The sequence below is a fragment of the Acinetobacter sp. DMC2 genome (assembly GCF_056314305.1).
The window spans coordinates 56,389-79,171 of the sequence record NZ_JBQUYP010000005.1; the positions used below are offsets into that span (position 1 = coordinate 56,389).

Below are 22,783 nucleotides of genomic sequence, written 5' to 3' on the forward strand. Positions count from 1 at the left end.
CAGATTATCCTGAATAATCTGACTATTTATCAACTATTATCGTCATCTTTATACAAAAAAGAAAACCTTAGTGTGCAAAATGATTATGACAATTCGACCAATCTCCCAGCATTACGCTATACTTTAAACCGTTTTCGGTTAAAAGATGAGTTAATCTGTGCCTATAGAGTTCATTGCAACATCAAAACTCCCGACCGCTTTTGGTGAATTCAATATTTCTGTGTTTCAAGATCCAGTATCAGGTGAAGAACATGTGGCACTTTCTAAAGGGTTAGAAAATCCCCCTACAGGCCCTGTTTTGGTCCGCGTACATTCAGAATGTTTAACAGGTGATGCCTTTGCGTCATTGAAATGCGACTGTGGTCCTCAATTGCAGGCAACTCAAAAGCTCATCAACGAGGCAGGCCAAGGCGTTATTTTATATTTACGTCAAGAAGGTCGTGGTATTGGGCTTACAAATAAAATTCGCGCCTATGCTTTACAAGATCAAGGTCATGACACCGTAGATGCTAATTTACTTTTAAATTTACCTGCCGATGCACGTCGTTACGACATGTGTAGCATCATGCTCGATCATTTAGAAGTAAAAGAAGTTAAATTAATTACCAATAATCCTTTGAAAATTCAGGCACTCAAAGATCAAGGAATTAATGTTGTTGACCGTGTTCCATTAACAGTTGGACGTAACCCTTTTAATGAACAATATTTAAAAACTAAACGTGAACGTATGGATCACCTTTACCAAAAAGATGATTTTTTAAAAAAATAAATATTAAAAAAGCAATCACAAGGGATTTTTGAGACATTTCTTAAAAATCCCTTACTTTTTTTATGGTTTTGTGTTTTGATGTATCTATCTCCTATCTCAATCATCTTTGAGGGTCATTATGCAACATCCGACTTCCACAGATATTCAACGTGTCCGCGAATTTCTCCTCGATTTACAAGCCCGTATATGTGCTGGTTTAGAACAACAAGAAAAAGCTGGTGGCGGTACGAGTGAATTTATTATTGATGATTGGGAACGTCCTGAAGGTGGCGGTGGACGTTCACGCGTACTGCAAAATGGTACAGTGATTGAAAAAGGTGGTGTGATGTTCTCTCACATCAACATTAGTAAACTGCCCGCTTCCGCTACAGAAAGACACCCTCAAATTGCTGGTGCTAAAGCACAAGCACTGGGTGTGTCATTGGTGATTCACCCTAAAAATCCGAATATTCCGACTTCTCACGCCAATGTACGTTTATTCGTTGCAGAACCTGAAGGACAAGATCCGATTTGGTGGTTTGGCGGTGGTTTTGACTTAACTCCTTTTTATCCAGATGAGCAAGATGTTATCGATTGGCATCAAGCCGCACATGACCTATGTCAGCCTTTTGGTGACCATGTCTATGCTGAACATAAAAAATGGTGTGATGATTATTTCTATTTAAAACATCGTGATGAGCAACGTGGCGTCGGTGGTTTATTTTTCGATGATCTCAATGGCTGGGATTTCGAAACTTGCTTTAAATATATTCAAGCTGTGGGTAATGGCTATTTAAATGCCATTTTGCCAATTTTTGAAAAACATCGTGAACAGCCGTATACAGAAGCTCAACGTGAGTTCCAAATTTACCGTCGCGGTAGATATGTCGAATACAACTTAGTGTACGACCGCGGAACATTGTTTGGCTTACAAACAGGTGGACGTATCGAATCTATTTTAGTCAGCCTCCCTAACCTTGCAGGTTGGTCGTATCGCCCAGAATGGGATCAAGATTCGCCAGAGAAACGTTTAACTGACTATTACCTAAAACCACGTGACTGGTTAAATCTAAAAGAAAAAGTCGCTTAATTTTTTGCTTTTGGAGATTCTTTGGCTTCCACCCTAGAGAGTCTCCTTTTTTATTTTCACTTTTCTGAACCTCATTCAAATATTTTTTCTTATTCCAATTTGGCTTATAGTGAGGCCTGCTGAATATTCAGCACACGTTTTTAACTGCTTCATGCCATTTTAAAATTTTGGATATAAGAATGACCAAACAGTTTGCAGTAATTGGCAACCCAATCGAACAATCACGCTCTCCTGAATTGCATCATGCTTTCGCTCAAAAAACAGGTGTTGATCTCGACTATCAAAAACGTCTTGCCCCTCTTGATGGTTTTGAACCGAGTATGCGTAGTTTCTTTGCAAATGGTGGAAGTGGTATGAACGTTACCGTACCATTTAAAGAACAAGCTTTTGCCTTGTGTGACGTGTTAACCGAACGCGCTCAAATTGCGAAAGCGGTGAATACGTTATGGATGCAGAATGGCAAATTGCACGGCGATAATACTGATGGCCAAGGCTTAGTGGCCGCAATTCAAACCTTAGACTGGAACCTAGAAAATACAAATATTTTAATTTTAGGGGCTGGTGGTGCGACTCGTGGTGTTATTTACCCACTGGTACAGGCTGGTGCTAAAAAGATTGTGATTGCAAACCGTACTCTCGCTCGTGCAGAGCAACTTGTAGATGACTTAAAAGCAGCAGTTCCTCAAGCTCAATTACAAGCAATTTCTCTAAGTGAGTTAGAAGGGAATTTTGACATTGTAATTAATGCAACATCTGCAAGCCTTTCAGGTGATGCACTACAACTACCTGAAAATTTAGAGTTCAAATATGCCTATGAAATGGCTTATGGCAAGCCATCTAGCTTCCTTGAGCAAGCTAAACAACGCAATGTGCCTTATGCGGAAGGTTTTGGGATGTTAGTGGGTCAGGCTATTGAAGCCTTCTATATATGGAATGGTGTGAGACCTGAATTAAAAGATTTTCTATAAAACAAAAAAGAACCTACTTTAAGTAGGTTCTTTTTTTATCTCATCTATTATTTTTTAGCTGTAACCATCTGCTTATAAACATCTCGGAAAATCTCATAATCAATAAATTCATTATGTTCAGGTTTTAAATTCTGAATTGTTTTTTCCGTAAGTTGCTGTTTACGCGCAGCAGCATAAGCCTTACCTAAAATATCAGCTGTTTGTGACAACAATGGTTTTTCTTCAACAGAAGCACCATTTTGTTGTTCAAATTTTAATTGATATTGTTTCGAGAAAAGCTGCTCAGGCTGCTTATATTGTTTTTGTAATTTTTGCCATGCTTCACGCCCTGCTTCACCTTGTATTGTCGTAATCACAATATGGTCCACAGCACGACCTAAATCATTATCAAATTGCTCTTCTTGCTCAAGATGATGCTTTTTCTGCAATGCTTCTATACGCTCTAAAGCCTTACCTTGAGGATTATAAGTTTCTTCTTCAGAGAACCAGTAAGCATAAACTTCAGCAATTTCTTGCAACTGTTGAACTGAATAATAATGAATATATGACGGTTTTTCGGCAGTCAATTTTGCAATAAACACAGCCTTATATGTTTTGTCATAGGCACGTGTTGCATCATAAGTTTGGTTAGCCAACAACGCTAGACTAGAATCTAAATCTTGTACATCGCTATGTAAGCCAACTGGATGTTCAGAAACATCACTCTGCCCAAGTTTTTCACTAAAGCCTTTTACAAAGTTTTCAAATAGCGAACCTTTGCTTGCTTCAGCAACTGATTTAGCTTGTTTAAGCTGCTGCTGGTCAATTGAAGTGGCTTTACCATAATTTAAAATTTGCATGTCCATTTTAATATTAAAGCGATGATTAAACTCAGCTGGTGTATAGGCAACATCATAATCTGCGTTGACTAAACGGCCTTTTTCATCAAGTCCAACATCAATCGTAATTGGATTTCTTTGTTTTGGTAAAGCTTGCTCAATCTCTGCTTTATGTTTTAACCACAAAGCTTTAAATGCATCATCATTCACAAACTGGTTCTGATCATAAGCAGCAAAAGTTTGTTTTAGGGCAGCTTGACGAGCTTTCATCTGAGTTTTTTCAGTATTTACAGCGCTCTGATCAAGCACATTAATACCGTAAATTTGACAGTAATTAATATCACCTAAGGCAACTGGTTTCTTAAGAGACTGTAATTCAACACACTGCTCTTCTGTAAGTGTAGCCACTTCTTCATCTTGTGCAGTTGGTTCAGCATCTGCTACAGCAACGTCTTCGGCTTGAGCTGAATCAGAGGCTGCTTCTGCTGCTGCCACATCTTGAGCTGCACTTGCTTGGTCTTCATCACCTTCCTCAGAAGCCAATGTATTGCCAAAATGAGCATTAATAAGCGAATAAAGTTGCTGACTGACAGCCGCTGCATCTTCAGAAGAAACCTTCTGCCCCTTTGCACCAGTCGCCTTTTTCTTAGCTTCAGAAGCAGCAAGATCCGTTGCTATAGATTCAGCAATCTTTTGATCATCAAAACCTAAAACATTTTTTTGCAAATATTTTTCATTGACTTGACCATAGAGTTCCGATTGCAGCAATAACTCTTCGACCGTATCTTTTAAACGAATTTTTTCTACAACTCCGGCTTTACGGTCAGCATCGGTAATGGGTAAACGCTGTAAATTTTGAGGTTCAGCCAAACGATAAGATACCGCGCTAGAAGCTTTTGCATATTCAACAAACTTCTTCATGTCGACGTTTGTAAACAGATTTTTATACTTTGAAAAATCGACATATGCCAAGTTATTTTGATTTTCTTTATTTACGAGATAAGGCATTAATCCGAAATAATTAACGTAAAATTTGTAGTCTTTCAGATCAAGTACCATTGGCAATTTTGCCTGTACCAGTAAGGTCGGTTTCTCATATCTTGCAGTGAGATTTAACGACCCCATTTTTTGGCGGTAATGAACTGAACCATCGTAACTAAATTGGAGATCATTTAATAAATTAATTAATACGGCATTTACTTTTTCTGAACGTGATTCGTCAGAGACACCCGAAACAGATTGCTCATTTGCAATTGCAGCATAAAGCGCCTGCTTCTGTTTTTTATTCAAATTAGTTTTTTGTTCACGTAAATATTGATCTACTTTTTTTTGCACTTCAGCATCAAGCTGAGCCGTTTTCTCTACAGTACTGATTTTCTTAGGCTGATTTGAATCAACATTAACTTTAAAATGCCCGCGGTAGTCATAGCTTGGGTATTCATACATTGCATTCATACCCTGAATGACTTTTTGATCTAAGTTTGCAGATGCCACTGATGGACGTAGGTTATGCTGCGCACATGCGGTCAAACCCAAACTAAATAAACATAAACTGAGATATTTTAAATGCATAACCTTTTTTAAAACCTTATAGCTTTATCTTTTTAGCAAAACTTGCTAAAAATAAAAAATAGTTGTTTTTTCACATAAAAGTATAAGTCCTGAATGTAGCAGAAAATGTATTTTCGGGTGTATTTATTTTCGACAAAATTCGCTTTTCTGACATTTCTTTCGGATGTGATTATCATTGTATTTTTATCAGGTGAGTGAATAATCAAATCATCGATTCAGATAATCCCACAATGATTCAAAATTAGGATTAAAGCCATGCCAGCATATAAAGCCCCGCTACATGATATTCGTTTCTTAATGAATGAAGTATTAGATTACCCTGCTCACTATAAAACTTTATCAAATGGTGAAAATGCAGATCCAGATACAGTTGATATGATTCTTGAAGGTGCGGCAGATTATTGTGAAAACGTATTGTCGCCACTTAACCAACCTGGTGATGAAGAAGGTTGCCATTTTGACAATGGTGAAGTGAGAACACCTAAAGGCTTTAAAGAAGCTTATGACCAATTCGTAATGGGCGGTTGGCAAGGTCTTTCTTATCCTGAAGAATTTGGTGGTCAAGGCCTACCAATGTCATTAAATCTGATTAAATCAGAAATGATGGGTACTGCAAACTGGTCATTTACGATGTACCCTGGCTTAAGTTCGGGTTGTATGAATACTATCTTGCAATTCGGTACTGATGAGCAAAAACAAACCTATATGCCTAAACTTGTTGAAGGAACTTGGAGCGGCACAATGTGCTTAACCGAACCTCAATGTGGTACGGACTTAGGTCAAGTTAAAACTAAAGCTGAACCTCAAGCAGATGGTACTTATAAAATCTCTGGTACAAAAATCTTCATTTCTGCCGGTGAACATGACTTAACTGAAAATATTATTCACATCGTACTTGCACGTCTTCCAGATGCTCCTGCTGGTACTCGTGGTATTTCATTATTTATCGTACCTAAATTCATCCCTACTGCTGATGGCGGTGTTGGTGAGCGTAATACAGTCGCTTGTGGTTCAATCGAACACAAAATGGGGATCCGAGCTTCTGCTACTGCCGTACTGAACTTTGATAATGCAACTGGTTATTTAATCGGTGAAGTGAACAAAGGCCTACATGCAATGTTTACCTTCATGAACACAGCACGTATTGGTACTGCTGTTCAAGGTATTGCACATGCTGAGTTATCTTATCAAGGTGCGTTACCTTATGCGAAAGACCGTATGTCTATGCGTGCGCTTTCTGGTAAGAAAGATCCAGATAAAGTTGCTGACGCAATCATTCATCATGCTGACGTACGTCGCCTATTGTTGACTCAAAAAGCAATTGCTGAAGGTGGTCGTTCAATGATCTACCATGCTGCAAAACTTGCAGACAAAATGACAGATGCATTAACACGTGGCGACCAAGCTGCTTATGAAGACTATGATGACAAGCTTGGTTTCTATACCCCGATTTTAAAAGGTTTCTTGACTGAACTTGGTTTAGAAGCTGCAAATAACGGTATGCAAGTTTACGGCGGCCACGGCTACATCAAAGAATGGGGCATGGAACAAATCGCTCGTGATGCTCGTATTTCAACGCTATACGAAGGTACAACAGGCATTCAAGCACTTGACTTGATTGGTCGTAAAGTATTGCTTAGCTCAAAAGGTAAAGTGGTTCGTGACTACACTGCTGAAATCTTAAAATTCTGTGCTGCGCACGCACGTAATAAATACTTACGTCGTTTTGCTTGGGACTTAACTAAGCTTTGTGCTCAATGGAATACTTTAACTGTTCGTATCATGCTTGCTGCACGTAAAGACCGTGACATCGTATCTTCTGCTTCTGTAGACTTTTTAATGTTCTCAGGTTACGTGATGATGGCTTACTTCTGGGCGCAACAAGCAGTCATTGCTTCTGAAAAACTTGAAGCAGGTGATGGTGCAGAAACGCCTGAATTCTATAAAGCTAAAATCAAAGTTGCAGACTTCTACTTTGACCGTATGTTGCCTCGTACTCAAGGCCATGCAGAGTCGATGGTAACAAGCTCTCGCACATTAACATCATTACCAGTTGAACACTTTAGCTTCGACTACTAATGATTTTTAAATAGAGAAACGAAAAGAGCGCAATTCATATTGCGCTCTTTTTTACTCAAGTAATATTTATTCTTTAGTTAATACATAAGCCTGATTTGGAACAAAATAGTTTTGCTCTAAAAATTCACGATTTTTACCATAATCGCTATAAAACAGCTTTTCTAGATTCATGACCAGTCTTTTGTTTGAATCAAAATTAAAATAAAAATTAACTTTAGATAAAGGACATTGAATGGTTAACTCATGCTCTTTTTCGTCCACCTTCCAATTTAAAGAAGGACATAATTCATTTACAGCGGCACTTTTAGCCCCATCTTTACTTCCCACGCGGCCAAAATGAATAACATTCCAATAAGCTGATCCATTGGGCAATAAATTTAAAATGTACTCTGCTTCACCTGACTCACAATCAGCAAAAGCATCCTCACATGAAATTCGGGTGTGATATCGCCCTACATATTGCAATAAGGTTCCGCTTAATTTTTTAGCTTGATCTAAGTTTTCTTCGGGTAAAAAAGTACGGCCTGCCACATAATCTAATGTTTTTGTAGATGTACTATTTTTTATTAGATTTTCTTCATGCGTAGAATTAGAGCTGGCACTAGAGTGATCTTTTGAGTTGGCATGGTTTATATCGCAAGCACTCAGTGTCAGGCACATCATTGCCCCTACAACCAAATACTTAACTAAAAAACTAGACCGCTTCAAAGACATATACATTATTCACAGATAACAGCAACCGCCATGTTTATATTCATTTCAGGCATTAACCAATTGCTGTAATAAACCCTTAAGCCCTGAAAAGGTGCATTTTAGTTGATGTTGGTTTCCTTCATCCCAATCCTTTACATATTTTAACCAATTTACTTTTGAGAGGACTTTAAACCCGTTATTTCGCCTCCATATTTTTATTAAGCAAGAGCACAATAGCTTCTTGTAATTATTTATCTTTAAGGAGAATTAGATGGCCAGTTCTGGTTTATATCGCTCGAACCGACACAGCATGATCGCCGGTGTAATGGGTGGTATTGCTGAACGTTTTGGTTGGAACGTAACTTTACTACGTGTCATTTTTGTTTTGATCTCAGTTATGAGTGCAGCCTTTCCAGGAATTTTAGTTTATCTGGTTTTATGGTTAGTCATTCCGAAAAAACAGCCAGAGCATATTGAAGGCTATCGACAATCCGTTCGAACAGTAAATGAAGAACAAGTACGTTAATTAATAATTTTGGTCGCTACGGTTGCATCCCCTAATCAACCGTAGCTTTTTTTTATTCTAAAAATTATAGCTTTCGATTTAACTGTTGCTGTAAAGCCGCAATCATATCTGCACGGCTAATCATTCCTATAAGCTTGCGATCTTCAACTACAGGAATGTAGTTAAACGACTTTTCAACAAAGTACGGCACCAAATCTTGAATCGGTTGAGTTGGCAGTACCGTGACCACTCGACGACTCATAATTTGTTTTACATAATGCTGCCAAGAGTTTCTTGGATCTGCAGCCCCCTTAAACCACTCTACAACTTCATATAACGCTAAAGTTCCTACCAAATGGTTTTCTGCATTTACTACAGGTAGGCTCATCAAGTTCACTTGTTTAAATTTATCGAGTGCCTGATGAATGTCGTCATCTTCATGTAGTTTGATGACATCACGGCTCATAATATCCTGACAGATATATTGATTTACCATGCGCTCATTGGCATGTTCCTGAGCTTCTAAAATAATTTTTTCTAAGTCGTATTGGCTAATATCTAAAAGTTCAGTGTGATGCCCTAATGCATACTCAATATCTTTCGGCTGAATAGATACTTTTTGAGTCGGTGTAGGGTCTTTACTACGCTCATTAAGATGAGCAGTAACCGGATAATGCCGCCCAATTAATCGATTAAAGAAAACAGCAAACCCAAGTAAAAGTAATGAGTTGAGTAAAACCGGATAAAAGATGAAATAAAAGCCTAATTTATGAATTGCCGCCCCACCTAATACAGCCGTAATTGCGACTGCGCCACTCGGTGGGTGCAAAGAGTCGGTGGTCATCATTAAAAATATGGCAAAACCTACTGCAACACTAAAAGCCGTTGTTAAATCAGGAATCCACTGCGCACAGGCAACACCAATAATCCCAGCTAAGGTATTACCAACAATCACATTCCATGGTTGAGCTAAGGGACTGGTCGGTACAGCAAACAATAGAACAGATGAGGCGCCCATTGGTGCAATGTACCAAGCATTAATTCCGCCCAGAACATACCAACTAATTAAGGAAGAAATTGCTAAACCACACAACGCTCCAATACCGCAAAGTAATCGTTCCTTTAAAGGTAAAACCTTAAAATTTGGCTTTAAAGTCTGTAACCATTCTCGCTGTATAACACTCACAGTACACCTTTGGGGATATGCCGTTATTTATAACGGGCAAAAGTATACGCCCAAAGCGACATAAAGTGCATTTAAATTATATCTTTCAAGAATAAGAAAACTTGCTGAACTATTCTTTTTGATTTTAAAACTTTAATATTCCATCAATTTTTCATTTAAATAACGCCAATAGCGCTTCGGCAAATATTGCACATGAAGTTTTATATTTTGGCGTTCAGTAATATTAACGCTATTAAAATAATCTTTCCAAAGCTGATCATATAAAACTTCCTGCTCATCTAACTCAAGCTGAAAGCTTTGACTCATGCCATTTTTTAAATTACGGTCGACTTTTGAGGCTTCGAGTGAAACTTCATGTATTTCACGTAAATCATAATAAATTCCAAATTTACGTTTTTCGTCATAAATAAGCCAACGCTGATCTTGGTAACGCCGTTTAAAATGCGGCTGAATAAGCGGTAAAACATTAAAATCGGGACGAACTAAACTTAAAAAAAGCTCATCTTTGGTTTTCTTAAAACGAATAAAAGCTTCCATTCGATGCTTCTCTCGCCCGACCTTTTTCGTCCACTGCGCAATCGCCAAAACACTAAGATTTGAATAATCTTTTTCAATGGAAACATGGCTAGTAAACACATAAATACAGTAGTTAAATAAATGCTGATAGGCATCTAAAGATTCAGACAAATAAGCAAAATAAAATTGTTTTAACGAAGAAGATGAAAGTTTTTTTTGTAGTGCGGACCAAACACGCTCGGCATGTTGCTCATTATTTGAAACCTCAATTTTATCGGCAAATAAGCCATGCTGAGCCGCATCATTTAAACAGAGTTTGACCTGTAATTCTTTAAATTGAAATGCACGAAAAACACAGCTCAGTAGTCCAACCATTGAACCATCAAAATAGTAAGCCACTTCATCATTAAACATGACTAAAACCCAAGGCTTAATTGTGGCGAGAGTTGCTGCACATATTTCGAAGATCCCTGCGTTAAAATCTGCTGCCGAATAAAACTTGAAGAAAGTTCTTTTTGGAATTTTGGGCTGTCTTCACAGCGAATAAAGTATTTAGCACGCTGATAAGCTACACCGAGTTTTTTAAGTAAATCGATATGGATTTTTCCAAAACGGCGAGCCTGCACAATTTTCTTAGCTGATTTCACCCCAATACCCGGCACACGTAAAATCATTTGATAGTCGGCACGATTTAAATCTACTGGAAACTGTTCAGGATGCCTTAAAGCCCAGCTTAATTTCGGGTCTACATCAAGATCTAAGTTTGGGTGTTTTTCATTGACGATTTCATTGACCTGAAAACCATAAAAACGCATCAGCCAATCGCTTTGATAGAGTCGATTTTCACGAAGCAACGGCGGTGCAGAACCCACTGCTGGCAAGTAATTATTTTCGGTATTAATTGGGATATAGCCAGAGAAATAGACACGTTTGAGTTTAAATTCTTTGTAGTGTTTGTCTGCCATAAACAAGACATCTTGATCTGACTCTTGATGAGCACCCACTACCATTTGGGTGGTCTGCCCTGCTGGCACATATTTCGGCACATGCTTAATGATTTGGCCTTCATCTTTAAGCTGAATGAGCCTATCACGGACCAAACCTAGATCTTTTTGCACTTCCTGATGTGATTTTTCTGGTGCAAAAGTTTTTAGGCCAACCTCGGTCGGCATCTCTAAATTAATACTCATACGGTCAGCATACAAACCTGCTTCATGAATCAGTTCAGGCGATGCCCCCGGAATAGTTTTTAGATGAATATAGCCATTAAAATTTTCTTCAAGACGCAATTTCTTTACGACTTGAAGCATACGCTCCATCGTGTGATCTGCCGATTTAAAAATGCCTGAGCTTAAAAATAAGCCTTCAATATAATTACGGCGGTAAAAATTAATGGTTAAATCTACAACCTCTTGCACCGTAAATGCTGCACGCTGGACATCATTAGAACGACGTGAAACGCAATAGGCGCAGTCAAAAATACACACATTACTAAATAGAATTTTTAAGAGAGATACACAGCGGCCATCTTCAGTATAGCTATGGCAAATTCCTGAATGGCTGGCATCTCCCAAACCTTTATTTTTATTTTTACGGTCACTGCCACTTGATGAACAAGACACATCATATTTAGCAGCATCGGCAAGAATCTGTAGTTTTTCTCGAATGCGATCAGACATATCAAACGACTCATTTATGGCATCGTTTAAAAAATATCATTTTGTATTCTTAAATTTAATCCAGTGAAGTACGCTCAGCGTCATGAGGTGACGTTTAAAATAATCCGTCTTAATTAACGTATTCTTCTAGCTGCTTTACACGCGCTGCATACTCTTGCATTGGGCAATACGAATACATCGGTGAGCCAATGTATGAGCCTGCATTACTACATTCCTGATCTACATAAGCTTTCCAAAGTCGCTGAGATTTTAAAATATCCTGGTAACGCTCTGGCTGTTTGTATTCTTCGCTTTGTGTGCGAATTTGATCAATAAGAGCAACTATTTTTTCCTCATAAGTCTTTTTAGCTTGTTCAGAACAACTATGCACGACCATATTATTAATGCTTTCAAGCTTCATTTCTTTAATGGTCTGATCTACACATTGATTATATTCATCTTGCTCGTCAGTTTCGGTTTGCGCGTAAAGCCATGGACTACAAAAAAGGCTGGATAAAACAATGAGTTTGCAGCAAAATTTCAGCATAACTAATTCTCGATTCTATAATTTTTAATATGCTTCAATATAACAAAAAAACGCTTATTCACGCACTTGCGCTTGCACCCATCCCATTGCTGAGTTTATCTGCCTTAGCGGTAATGATATTAAATGCTGAATTTAGCCTTTATTCGATTGGAGTTATTTTACTAGCCCATTTCTTGTTTTATTTACTTTTTTATGGCCTTCTGGTTATTCCTTTCACGTATATCATTTCCTATTTTCTCGCCCGTAAAAATCGTTTAAATCTGATGAGTATTTTCATCAGCGCAACTACGATCTGGATTTTGATTAGCCCGATTGCACGTTTGATTTTTGTCGGATCATTTCCTTCTCCTTGGTGGGATATTTATAAGATCTACAGTTTTTATCTCATGATTTTATTTACCAGCTTTTGCTACTGGTTAAGCTTGAAGTGGCTAAGCCGAAAACAAATAGGCTAATCGCGCATTCCTTTGATTAAGCCTTTGCCACTCCCCCACAAAATCCTTATACTTAGGGGCAATTTTTCTCATAAATTCGTGGATGCTACATGAGTCGCGCCATCTCGCACATTGATACATTTCAGGGCTTAATTCTTGCCCTACAAAACTATTGGGCCGAACAAGGCTGCGTCGTACTACAACCTTACGACATGGAAATGGGCGCTGGAACATTCCACACCGCAACATTCTTACGTGCTTTAGGGCCTGAAACTTGGAATGCTGCATACGTTCAACCTTCACGTCGTCCAAAAGATGGCCGCTATGGTGAAAACCCGAACCGTTTGCAACACTACTACCAGTTCCAAGTGGTACTTAAGCCAAATCCAGATAATATTCAACAGCTCTATCTTGATTCTTTAAAAGCAATCGGGATCGATACGCTTACTCACGATATTCGCTTTGTAGAAGACAACTGGGAATCTCCGACGCTAGGTGCTTGGGGCTTAGGTTGGGAAGTTTGGCTTAACGGTATGGAAGTAACTCAGTTCACTTACTTCCAACAAGTCGGTGGTGTTGAATGTTACCCAGTAACAGGTGAAATCACTTACGGTTTAGAACGTCTTGCAATGTACCTTCAAGGTGTTGACTCAGTTTATGACCTTGTTTGGACGAAAGGCCAATTCGGTACTGTAACTTACGGCGACGTATTCCATCAAAATGAAGTTGAGCAATCGACTTATAACTTTGAATACGCTCCAGTTGAAAAACTATTTGAACTGTTTGATTTTTACGAATCAGAAGCAAACCGTTTAATTGAAGCAAAACTTTCTCTTCCTGCTTATGAGCAAGTGGTTAAAGCGTCTCATACCTTTAACTTGCTTGATGCACGTGGCGCAATTTCTGTAACTGAGCGTCAACGTTACATTTTACGTGTACGTACTTTAGCGCGTGCTATTGCACAAAGTTATGTACAAGCACGTGCAGAGCTTGGCTTCCCAATGGCAGAACCACACTTGCGTGATGAAGTATTGGCACAGCTAAAAGCACAAGCTGAAAGTGAAGCAGCAAAGGCGGAGAAAAACTAATGAGCAAACATACTGTTTTATTCGAACTTGGCTGTGAAGAGCTTCCACCAAAAAGCTTAAAAACTTTACGTGATGCATTACAGGCAGAAACTATAAAAGGCTTAAAAGATGCGGGCTTAAACTTCGCATCAATTGAAGCTTATGCAGCTCCACGTCGTTTAGCGCTTAAAATTATTGATATCGATGCTGCTCAAGCTGATACACAAAAACGTTTTGACGGCCCTGCTGTTCAAGCAGCTTACGATGCAGAAGGCAAACCGACTAAAGCACTTGAAGGCTTTATGCGTGGTCAAGGCATTACTGTTGATCAGCTTTCTACTTTCCAAGCAGGTAAAGTTGAAAAAGTTTGCTATTTAAAAGATGTGAAAGGTCAAAGCCTTGATGCTTTACTTCCACAGATTTTACAAACTGCGCTAGACAACTTACCAATTGCTAAGCGTATGCGTTCTGCGGCAAGCCGTACCGAATTTGTACGTCCTGTGAAATGGGTTCTTTTACTCAAAGACGATCAAATTATTGACGCAACGATTCAAGATCACAAAGCTGGCAATGTGACTTATGGTCACCGTTTCCATGCACCTGAAGCTGTGACTTTAGCGCATGCAAATGACTATTTAGCTGCTTTAGAAAAAGCTTACGTTGTTGCGAACTTTGAAAAACGTCAAGCAACTATTCAAGAACAAGTTAAAAAGTTAGCTGATGAAGTTAACGCGACTGCGATTGTTCCAGCGGATTTACTTGATGAAGTAACAAGCCTCGTTGAATGGCCAGTTGCTCTTCGTGCAAACTTTGAAGAGCGCTTCCTTGCTGTTCCTCAAGAAGCACTCATTACGACGATGCAAGACAACCAGAAATATTTCTGCTTGATCAATAGCGAAGGTAAATTACAGCCTTACTTCATTACTGTTTCAAATATTGAGTCTAAAGACCCGACTCAAATTATTGAAGGTAATGAAAAAGTTGTTCGCCCTCGTTTGTCTGATGCTGAATTCTTCTTCTTACAAGATCAAAAGCAACCGCTTGCATCTCGTAAAGAAAAACTAGCAAACATGGTATTTCAAGCACAGCTTGGTACGCTTTGGGACAAATCAACACGTATTGCTAAACTTGCTGTTGCATTATCTGCAATCACTGGTGCAAACCCAGCCGATGCTGAAAAAGCTGCATTACTTGCTAAATGCGACTTAACTTCAGAGCTTGTTGGTGAATTCCCAGAACTTCAAGGTATTGCGGGTACTTACTACGCGCATATTGAAGGCGAGAACACTGAAGTTTCAGAAGCTTTAGGTGAGCAATATTTACCAAAATTTGCTGGTGATGTTTTACCAAAAACCAAAACAGGTACAACGATTGCCCTTGCTGACCGTTTAGATACCCTTGTTGGTATTTTCGGTATTGGACAAGCGCCTACAGGTTCTAAAGACCCGTTTGCTCTTCGCCGTTCGGCAATTGGTATCTTACGTTTAATCATTGAAAATGAATTAGATGTAACTATTGAAGAGTTAGTAAATCTTGCACTTCAAGGTTATGGCGACATCGTTAAAGACCACAACAAGACTCTTGCTGATGCGGTTGCATTCTTGGAAGGCCGTTACCGAGCTAAGTACGAAGACCAAGGTGTTGCTGTTGACGTACTTCAAGCCGTTCAAGCTCTTGCACCAAAATCTCCACTTGATTTTGACAAGCGTGTAAATGCTGTTAACTACTTCCGTACACTACCTGAAGCTGCTGCACTTGCTGCTGCAAACAAACGTGTTGCTAATATTCTTGCAAAAGAAGCGACACCAGAAGGTTCTGTAGTTGAGGCAAACTTGGTTGAAGATGCTGAAAAAGCATTATTCGCTGAACTTCAAGCAGTTACCCCTGTGGTTGAGCCATTACTTGCAGCAAAAGACTACACTGCTGCCCTTTCTAAGCTTGCAGCACTTCGCGCGCCGATTGATGCATTCTTTGATGGTGTAATGGTAATGGCAGATGATGCTGACCTGAAGGCAAACCGTTTACGTTTATTGGCTCAGTTGCGTAACTTGTTTACTGCAGTGGCTGATGTGAGTGTGTTGCAAGGCTAAGATTATATAGAAATTAATTTTTGTATAATTAAGCTTTATTACAACCATGTTTTCGATCTAAATCGGAAGCATGGTTTTTTAATACTTTTATTTTCTAATTTTATTCAAAATAATAAATGATTAATTTGTGAACGCTCAATAAATAACAATTATTTACTTTTATTTTAGTTAATCCATAATTCAGCCGGCTTTAACAAATAATTACCTAACTTAATAAAGAATGATTGCAATGAAAAACTTAAATTTATTACTCATATCAACATTACTATTTACTGGATGTGCAACGACTAAATCGATTCAATATCCAGCAGCGGGAAAACAAACCTCTCTTTCTGTTTCTTCAGAACAACTTTCTTCAATGACTGAATCAGGTGCAGGTGATTACTTTGTAAAGGAAAGTCAAATATTAGTTGGTGATGCAAGTAGTGCTTCAGCCAGTCCAGTTTCTGGAATGTTTGGCCTTATCGGAGTAGGAGTCGCAATGGCAATTGATAAAAATGCAAATAGTTCAGCTATTGAAAAAAGCTCTATCAATCAACCTATTAAATTTGACCAATTAACAAATCAAAAAATTAACGATTCTCTCGCTCAAAATAAAGCAGATCCTACACTTAAATTATTAGATTTAAATCAGACATCCGAAATTAAAATTGTGCCTTATTCACGCCTTTCTTTCCGTGAAAAGCCAATTGTAAAAGTAAATTTTGGTCTAAAGACCCAATTTAAAAATGCGGCAGACAATAATGCAGATACAAAACGCTTATATCACTATGTAAGCAAGGAACGTATTTCTTTAGCTGAATGGGAAGCTCAAAATAATTTATTATTTATGAAAAAAGCAGATCAAGCATTTGGCGCTCTTAGCCAAGTATTCACTTTAGATTTACAACACCAATTAAATTTAAAAGCATTTGATGAGAATAAGCAAAAGAACTGTAAAACTAATGCAGATACATCCTTAGTTTCTTTTATACAAACTCCTGACAATTTATGTGTTGGTGTAGTTAAAACAAGTAAAGGAGATGTATTCGAAAATAGTATTTATATTGTTGAACAATAATAAATATTAACCAAAAAGACTAGAGAACTACTTAAATTTAAGTAGTTCTCTAATGTAATCAAACAAATGCTTTAATTTCTTCTAAACTTTTTGAGGGCTCAAACCACATAAAATCATAATCAGCCACGTCATGAATATAAAACGGATCATTTTTCATGATTTCTTCGGCTTCTTGAATGGAAGAACTTAAAACTAAAATCACTCCACCTATTCTATTTTCTCGACGTCCCGACGCCAGAAACTTCTTTTGCTCATAGTAATGATCTAAAAATTCAATATGCTCTTTGAGTACAGCATCAACTTCGGCTAATGGTTTTTTATAGGTCAAAGTAACAACAATCATCTCATTCTCTTAAAGTAAGTAGTGCATGACATAACATCAATCTATAGATAGTTTAATGATTTATAGATTATTCGATAGTACGCCTATTCCCCCAATTCATCCACGCCAAACTCCCCACAATAATTACTCCACCCAGCAGCACCATCATTGATGGTTTTTCATTTAAGAAAAGCACTGCCAAACTCATTGCGACAATCGGCGAGCAATACAAAAAATTCGATGCAATCGTTAATGGCATATTTTTAAGTACATATCCCCAAAGTACATAAGCCATCGCACTGGGGAAAATACCTAGCAAGACAACCGAAATATTAGCTTGCCAAGTAGCATGTAAAATTTCACTAGGTAAATGAGCACTATAAAAAAGTAAAGGAATGGTTCCGAACCAGATGATGTAGCACATCATGCTCAAGGCATCATAATTTAAAGCAAATTTCTTATATAAATTAAAATAAAGTCCCCATGCAATTGCAGCTAAAACAATTAATAAACTATAAGGGCTCGGTACACCAAAACCATGATCTCCACTAACCACCAACACGGCGCCGCAAAGACCGAGCAAAATACATAACCATTGTTTGAAACTAATTTTTTCCTTAAAAAGCAAAGCTGAAATAATAAAAGTAAATAACGGAATAGATTGACTCAAAATGCTGGAGGCGACCGCAGTTACATATTGCTGCCCTGTATTTATAAGCAAATGATGCAGAGTTACAGAAAAAAATCCTAATACAGCAAGTGCAGGGACATCTTTCCACTTTAAAGGTTGAACGCCTTTTTTCATGACCCAAAGCAGTAAAAAAAATGATGCGATCAAAAAGCGGAGCAAGGCAATATGCTGCGGTGTATATGAATGCAAAGCACTATGTACGCCAATAGGTGAATAGCCCCAACAAAAGACGGTCACAGCAATACATAAATAGAGCTTAAATGCGGGAGGCTGGGTTTCGGCAGCAAGAGAAATTGCCATGTTAAATCTGCACTAATGAAATGGAACACTTTCATCATATGCGCATGGATAGTTGAATAAAATTAACTTATATTGAGTCAAATATTCATTAAAAGTGAATGATAAAATATGGATATCGCTCAGTTAAAAATGTTTCAGACCGTGGTGGAATGCGGAACAATGGCTAAGGCATCAATGCAACTACATTGCGTACCATCCAATATCACAACGCGCATTAAACAACTCGAAGAAGAACTAGGCGCACCGCTGTTTTATCGGGAAGGAAAAAGTTTAAAACTCACGCCATCAGGAGAAATCTTCCTTAATTATTGCCATAAAATTTTAGCGCTATGCGATGAAGCGAAACGAAGTATTCACCCTAATGCACCGCCCTCTGGTCCATTAAAAATTGGGGCTATTGAATCTTCTGCTACAACTCGCCTACCCAATTTACTTGCGAAATATCATCAACGTTTTCCAGAGGTTTCCATTCAAATTATTACAGGCACATGGAAACAGCTATTAGTCGATATTTCTCAGCACAAACTTGATGGTGCAATTGTCGCGGGCAATATCGAATTTCCTATGCTGAATAAACTTAGTATTTATCAAGAAGAAATGGTCTTGATTGCATCTCATTCTTTGGGAGAAATCCACAACCAAGAAGACCTAATCGGTAAAGAAATTTTTATGTGGACTGAGGGCTGTCCTTACCGAGCAGCTCTTGAAGAATGGCTTAAGCTCAAAAATATTTCACTTCCAATTACTAGCATTACCAGTTATGCCACCATTATCGGTTGCGTCAGTGCAGGCTCTGGTGTGTCTTTGGTACCGAAGAGTATTTATGAGCAATATAAAAATTTAACCAATATTCGAGGCTATAAATTTGAACACCTTGCCTTTATGCAGAATCAATTTTTCTGGCATAAAAATGTGAGCAACCATAAAGCTCGAGATATGTTTTTAGACTTAATTAAGTCTGAATTTTGTTTATGAGTCATTGGGATAATTACTTTATTGCGAACAAGTGATGATTTATCGTAATCAAATCGTATGGGTTTTATCTCATTGCAGTACAAGCTTTATTTTTAACAGTAAGATCACCACTTCATCTTTTGATTCTGGTTGGGGAGATTGATCCAAAATGAAAACCATACACATTTTATGTATTGCGACCTCTATGTTGGCTTCATCAACCTTATTTGCAGAAACAACGCAACCACAACAAGTAGGTGAAACAACATCTAAAGCACAACCTTATGGTGATAACCCAAGTTTAGGTCGTGTATTGTTGTATAAAACTGGAAAAGGCATACAAAATTTAGGAGACTCTATTCAAGGAGCTTCTGAAAAAACCTCAAATAAAATTAGCGAAAAGTGGAAAAACACCAAAGAATTTACAGCTGAAAAAGCAGAAGTTGTTCAGCAGAAAGCAGATACAGCCAAAGCTTTTACAGAAAATAAAATAGATCAAGCGAAGCAAAATATTACCAGTAGTCGAAACGGTGAAAATATCCCAATTGAACAAGGTGAGCTAAGTAAATCGAGCACAACAACTAACTAATTTACTAGGACAGCGCGATAAATTCGCGCTTTTATAAATACAGATATTCATTTAAAACTATTGATCATCAACTATAAAGAGCTAGGAATCTGCCTTATGAATAGTCAAAAACTTCTCTTTTCAACACTATGCTGCTTAGCATTAACTGCATGTGCAACCTCTGCACCTCCTTCTTCATCTTATTCTCAGGCACAAGTTTTAGAGCAAGATACCAATATCGAAGCTTATCCATCCACTACAGGGAATGTAGCCAAACTCATTAAACAAGATAAGCAAGCTTGTATGATTGAATTTACGGGATATTTAGGGGGCGGACACGTTACTGAACACTGGGTATTTAATGATAAGGGGCTGATTTCAGCTACATCATTTACACAACAATACCCTGATGAGTCAGGCATATTAAATCAGGCAACAAACTCTACAACCAAAAGCTCAACGACTTTTAACATTCAAGATCCAGAAATTCAAAATAATTTCAAAAAACTCCAAAACAACTTTAATCCAGCAAATTTAGCAAAGTGTCATTAATACTTTTTCATAAAAAGCCCGTTGCAGAAGCTACCTTTTGCAACGGGTTATAGCCATTTTAAAATTTTTTGACCTAATTTTAAAAATTATAAACAAGATATTTAGTTAGCGATCAAACCATTGGTTGCTGCGAGTAAATCAATCCGTGGAAAAACTAGACCTGTTCTCGAATCACTAATTGGTTTACCTGTCGTTTTTAAACGGCTGATGGTTTGATCAATACTTTCTGTTGGACTCACGCTATTCGCTCGTAATAAAGCAATCGCACCTGCCACATGTGGTGTCGCTTGAGATGTACCTCCCATAGTGTAGCCACCTGCCGTAATCATTGCTCCTGGCGCCAATAAAGTCACAAGGCTACCACCATTACTGAAGCACGCCACTTTGTCTTCCGCTGTTGTCGGGTCAGAACATTTCACAGGATTCCCCCATGACACACCACCAATATTACTGTCATAAACAGCCCCCACTCTTACTGCACCAGCAACACAGGCAGGAGATGAAATTCCATCTGAAAATGCATCATTGCCTGAAGCGACTACAGGAACCACACCAGCAGCTCGTGCATTAGCAAATGCCGTTCCATAACTGCTGTCGCTACACTCCGAGGTATATTTAACACCCGGCACGCCAAGGCTTAAGTTAACTGCTTTAATATTGTAGGTCTGTGCATTATTTACAGCCCAGTTAATCCCTGCGAGGATATCACTATCATAAGCTGTGCTTACCCATTTACCTTGGGATCTGACCTTTCTAAAAACATCAATGCCTATAATTTTGGTCTTGGTGGCAACCTTGGACACAATACCTGAAACATTACTACCATGCCCATCATCATCTAAAGCCCCATCATCTGGTGCACTATCAAATGAGTAAACAACGCGACAAGTATTTGATGGTGTGTTTACTGCCGTACAACCAAAATCAGAATGAAGATAATTCACCCCTGTATCAATCACTGCCACACTCGAGCCTTCACCAGTGAAACCATTGGTGTTTGCTTGTGGTTGATTAATCAAAGGTAAACTTTCATTGGTCGTGGTTTGATTAATACGATTTGGATAAACCGCTTTAACATTCGGATCATTGAGTAAAGAGACCAAAGCTTCGCGGTTACTAATCCGATAAAAAGCTAAAGGCAAATTATTGTAGTCCCGAAGTACTTGAACACCACCAGCACGGTTAAACCTTGCCTGTAAATTTTTCTTATTTGTTGCAATATAACTTCGCCGTTCTAACCCGGAAGGTACGCTCACCGAAGCAATATTGTATTCAACAATTAAATCATTCGAATCATTATTCACCAAGGCATCTAAATCGATTTTACCCTGTAATACTTTTTGTTTTGCTGCCTGATTTAATCGCTGTTTAGCACCTTTAGAATCTAAAGGAAGAGCTGATGCAGTTGTACTTAAAATCGTACATAGACCTAATAGAAATAACGTTTTACTTTGCATTATTTTTCTCCGTAGTTTTTCAACTAACAATTTACTTATTTCGCTTTTATTTCATTTGCTGGATCTTTTTCTGGATCGATCGGTTGAATTGAAGGATCACTTTTTGTGTCATAAAAAGGAACAGTATCAGCTGATACCGATTGAGGATGAGTTGAATGTTGAGATAGATTTTTAGGTTGAGTAGGCTCCTTAAGTTTAGAAAGAAAAGAAGATGTGTCTGGTTGTGGCGAATTCGACTCATGCAAAGCAGAATTAAACACATCAGATGCACCACTTGTGGGCTTTAAATAGAGAACAACGGCGATCAAGCCGACGATTACAAGAAGGGAAGCAATAATTTTCATCTGTCATATCTCTGTTTTTTTGTTTATAGATATCTATTTTTATTTTTGATTATTTGAAATAAAGCAGCATTTCTTAATATATTTTTCATGTGAAAAATCTATTTAATGAAATACATAACCACTAAAAAGTTAAAATAACTTTATCCCGAATAAGCAAAAATACAGTTCTGCCCTGTACGTTTATATTTCTGGCAGAAGATGGTTCAAAAAAGTGCTAAAAAGCGCCTTATTCTCATAATAAGCAATAACTATGCCGTTTACTCCAATAAATAATGAGATTTACATCACATTTGAAGATATAGAGAACAAATTCGAAAAAACGAAATGAAAAAATTAAAAGATATTTTTTTAAAAACTAAATAATAGGAACTCATTTTGCTTAATAAGAATTTCTAATAAATAAATGTTCTTTTTCACTTTATTATTAATTTTTATTAATCTCCACAATTCCTCCCCAGTCTGTTTACTCAACGTAACACTGTTGTAACGTTTTGATGAACTCAGTTCCCAAGCCTATATTCCCTTGGCTATGATTCGTTTGCGTTTATGAAATACCTCACTAAA

Annotated in this window: 22 protein-coding genes; 12 read left to right on the forward strand and 10 right to left on the reverse strand. The window is 37.9% G+C overall.

All coding sequences use genetic code 11. From position 1 onward, the window contains the following. The first annotated feature begins 157 nt into the window (after positions 1-157). The 3 genes from ribA to aroE all read left to right on the forward strand — a co-directional run bounded on the left by ribA (position 158) and on the right by aroE (position 2,806). Positions 158-769 (forward strand): GTP cyclohydrolase II, encoded by a 612-nt coding sequence (gene ribA, locus ACT53H_RS11600; RefSeq protein WP_005301174.1) that lies wholly within the window; start codon positions 158-160, stop codon positions 767-769. A 118-nt stretch (positions 770-887) separates the two neighbouring features. Next, positions 888-1,838 carry an oxygen-dependent coproporphyrinogen oxidase gene (hemF, locus tag ACT53H_RS11605; protein ID WP_312824258.1) on the forward strand — a complete coding sequence of 317 codons (951 nt, stop codon included), beginning with the start codon at positions 888-890 and terminating at the stop codon, positions 1,836-1,838. A gap of 179 nt (positions 1,839-2,017) precedes the next feature. After that, positions 2,018-2,806: a shikimate dehydrogenase gene (gene aroE / locus ACT53H_RS11610; RefSeq protein WP_476009259.1), complete on the forward strand. Its 789-nt coding sequence runs from the start codon at positions 2,018-2,020 to the stop codon at positions 2,804-2,806. 47 nt (positions 2,807-2,853) lie between these two features. On the opposite strand, the gene ACT53H_RS11615 is transcribed toward aroE, so the two are convergent. Further along, positions 2,854-5,196: a hypothetical protein gene (locus ACT53H_RS11615; RefSeq protein ID WP_476009260.1), complete on the reverse strand. Its 2,343-nt coding sequence runs from the start codon at positions 5,194-5,196 to the stop codon at positions 2,854-2,856. A 255-nt stretch (positions 5,197-5,451) separates the two neighbouring features. On the opposite strand from ACT53H_RS11615, the gene ACT53H_RS11620 reads away from it, so the two are divergent. Further along, complete coding sequence (locus ACT53H_RS11620) at positions 5,452-7,275, forward strand: acyl-CoA dehydrogenase C-terminal domain-containing protein (RefSeq protein WP_005301163.1); 1,824 nt, start codon at positions 5,452-5,454, stop codon at positions 7,273-7,275. 66 nt (positions 7,276-7,341) lie between these two features. On the opposite strand, the gene ACT53H_RS11625 is transcribed toward ACT53H_RS11620, so the two are convergent. Continuing rightward, positions 7,342-7,989 carry a hypothetical protein gene (locus tag ACT53H_RS11625; RefSeq protein WP_151821445.1) on the reverse strand — a complete coding sequence of 216 codons (648 nt, stop codon included), beginning with the start codon at positions 7,987-7,989 and terminating at the stop codon, positions 7,342-7,344. A gap of 250 nt (positions 7,990-8,239) precedes the next feature. Between ACT53H_RS11625 and ACT53H_RS11630 the strand changes: the two genes are divergently transcribed. Continuing rightward, on the forward strand, positions 8,240-8,494 hold the full coding sequence (locus tag ACT53H_RS11630) for a PspC domain-containing protein (RefSeq protein ID WP_004789692.1): 255 nt from the start codon (positions 8,240-8,242) through the stop codon (positions 8,492-8,494). 64 nt (positions 8,495-8,558) lie between these two features. Here ACT53H_RS11630 and ACT53H_RS11635 read toward each other — a convergent pair whose 3' ends face one another. The 4 genes from ACT53H_RS11635 to ACT53H_RS11650 all read right to left on the reverse strand — a co-directional run bounded on the left by ACT53H_RS11635 (position 8,559) and on the right by ACT53H_RS11650 (position 12,380). Next, positions 8,559-9,659: an HPP family protein gene (locus tag ACT53H_RS11635; RefSeq protein WP_004789693.1), complete on the reverse strand. Its 1,101-nt coding sequence runs from the start codon at positions 9,657-9,659 to the stop codon at positions 8,559-8,561. Positions 9,660-9,791: 132 nt separating this feature from the next. Further along, complete coding sequence (locus ACT53H_RS11640) at positions 9,792-10,589, reverse strand: TIGR03915 family putative DNA repair protein (RefSeq protein WP_476009261.1); 798 nt, start codon at positions 10,587-10,589, stop codon at positions 9,792-9,794. Positions 10,590-10,591: 2 nt separating this feature from the next. Continuing rightward, positions 10,592-11,854: a putative DNA modification/repair radical SAM protein gene (locus ACT53H_RS11645; RefSeq protein ID WP_474771128.1), complete on the reverse strand. Its 1,263-nt coding sequence runs from the start codon at positions 11,852-11,854 to the stop codon at positions 10,592-10,594. A gap of 109 nt (positions 11,855-11,963) precedes the next feature. After that, complete coding sequence (locus tag ACT53H_RS11650) at positions 11,964-12,380, reverse strand: lysozyme inhibitor LprI family protein (RefSeq protein ID WP_068932483.1); 417 nt, start codon at positions 12,378-12,380, stop codon at positions 11,964-11,966. A gap of 29 nt (positions 12,381-12,409) precedes the next feature. Between ACT53H_RS11650 and ACT53H_RS11655 the strand changes: the two genes are divergently transcribed. The 4 genes from ACT53H_RS11655 (at position 12,410) to ACT53H_RS11670 (ending at position 17,031) form a co-directional block, all read left to right on the forward strand. Next, positions 12,410-12,835, forward strand: coding sequence for a hypothetical protein (locus tag ACT53H_RS11655; protein ID WP_476009262.1), 426 nt, complete (start codon positions 12,410-12,412; stop codon positions 12,833-12,835). A gap of 89 nt (positions 12,836-12,924) precedes the next feature. Continuing rightward, positions 12,925-13,902: a glycine--tRNA ligase subunit alpha gene (glyQ, locus tag ACT53H_RS11660; protein ID WP_002044989.1), complete on the forward strand. Its 978-nt coding sequence runs from the start codon at positions 12,925-12,927 to the stop codon at positions 13,900-13,902. Continuing rightward, positions 13,902-15,971: a glycine--tRNA ligase subunit beta gene (gene glyS / locus ACT53H_RS11665; protein ID WP_476009263.1), complete on the forward strand. Its 2,070-nt coding sequence runs from the start codon at positions 13,902-13,904 to the stop codon at positions 15,969-15,971. The genes glyQ and glyS overlap by 1 nt, the downstream gene beginning before the upstream one ends. Before the next feature lie 229 nt (positions 15,972-16,200). Beyond that, the gene (locus ACT53H_RS11670; protein ID WP_013196755.1) at positions 16,201-17,031 is read left to right on the forward strand and encodes a hypothetical protein; all 831 of its coding nucleotides are present in this window, start codon (positions 16,201-16,203) and stop codon (positions 17,029-17,031) included. Between the two features lie 58 nt (positions 17,032-17,089). Here ACT53H_RS11670 and ACT53H_RS11675 read toward each other — a convergent pair whose 3' ends face one another. Together ACT53H_RS11675 and ACT53H_RS11680 are read right to left on the reverse strand one after the other, a co-directional pair. Next, on the reverse strand, positions 17,090-17,374 hold the full coding sequence (locus tag ACT53H_RS11675; RefSeq protein WP_476009264.1) for a YciI family protein: 285 nt from the start codon (positions 17,372-17,374) through the stop codon (positions 17,090-17,092). A gap of 67 nt (positions 17,375-17,441) precedes the next feature. Then, complete coding sequence (locus ACT53H_RS11680; protein ID WP_476009265.1) at positions 17,442-18,344, reverse strand: DMT family transporter; 903 nt, start codon at positions 18,342-18,344, stop codon at positions 17,442-17,444. A gap of 108 nt (positions 18,345-18,452) precedes the next feature. Between ACT53H_RS11680 and ACT53H_RS11685 the strand changes: the two genes are divergently transcribed. The 3 genes from ACT53H_RS11685 to ACT53H_RS11695 all read left to right on the forward strand — a co-directional run bounded on the left by ACT53H_RS11685 (position 18,453) and on the right by ACT53H_RS11695 (position 20,418). Next, entirely contained in the window at positions 18,453-19,319 is an 867-nt protein-coding gene (locus ACT53H_RS11685; protein WP_416707339.1) for a LysR family transcriptional regulator, read from the forward strand. Positions 19,320-19,467: 148 nt separating this feature from the next. After that, positions 19,468-19,887, forward strand: a complete 420-nt coding sequence (locus ACT53H_RS11690) for a hypothetical protein (RefSeq protein WP_013196750.1) — start codon at positions 19,468-19,470, stop codon at positions 19,885-19,887. Between the two features lie 96 nt (positions 19,888-19,983). After that, positions 19,984-20,418, forward strand: a complete 435-nt coding sequence (locus ACT53H_RS11695; protein ID WP_151963892.1) for a hypothetical protein — start codon at positions 19,984-19,986, stop codon at positions 20,416-20,418. 101 nt (positions 20,419-20,519) lie between these two features. On the opposite strand, the gene ACT53H_RS11700 is transcribed toward ACT53H_RS11695, so the two are convergent. Together ACT53H_RS11700 and ACT53H_RS11705 are read right to left on the reverse strand one after the other, a co-directional pair. Further along, positions 20,520-21,875 (reverse strand): S8 family peptidase, encoded by a 1,356-nt coding sequence (locus tag ACT53H_RS11700; protein WP_151963891.1) that lies wholly within the window; start codon positions 21,873-21,875, stop codon positions 20,520-20,522. Positions 21,876-21,910: 35 nt separating this feature from the next. Then, positions 21,911-22,219, reverse strand: a complete 309-nt coding sequence (locus ACT53H_RS11705) for a hypothetical protein (protein WP_049837410.1) — start codon at positions 22,217-22,219, stop codon at positions 21,911-21,913. Positions 22,220-22,783 lie beyond the last annotated feature (564 nt).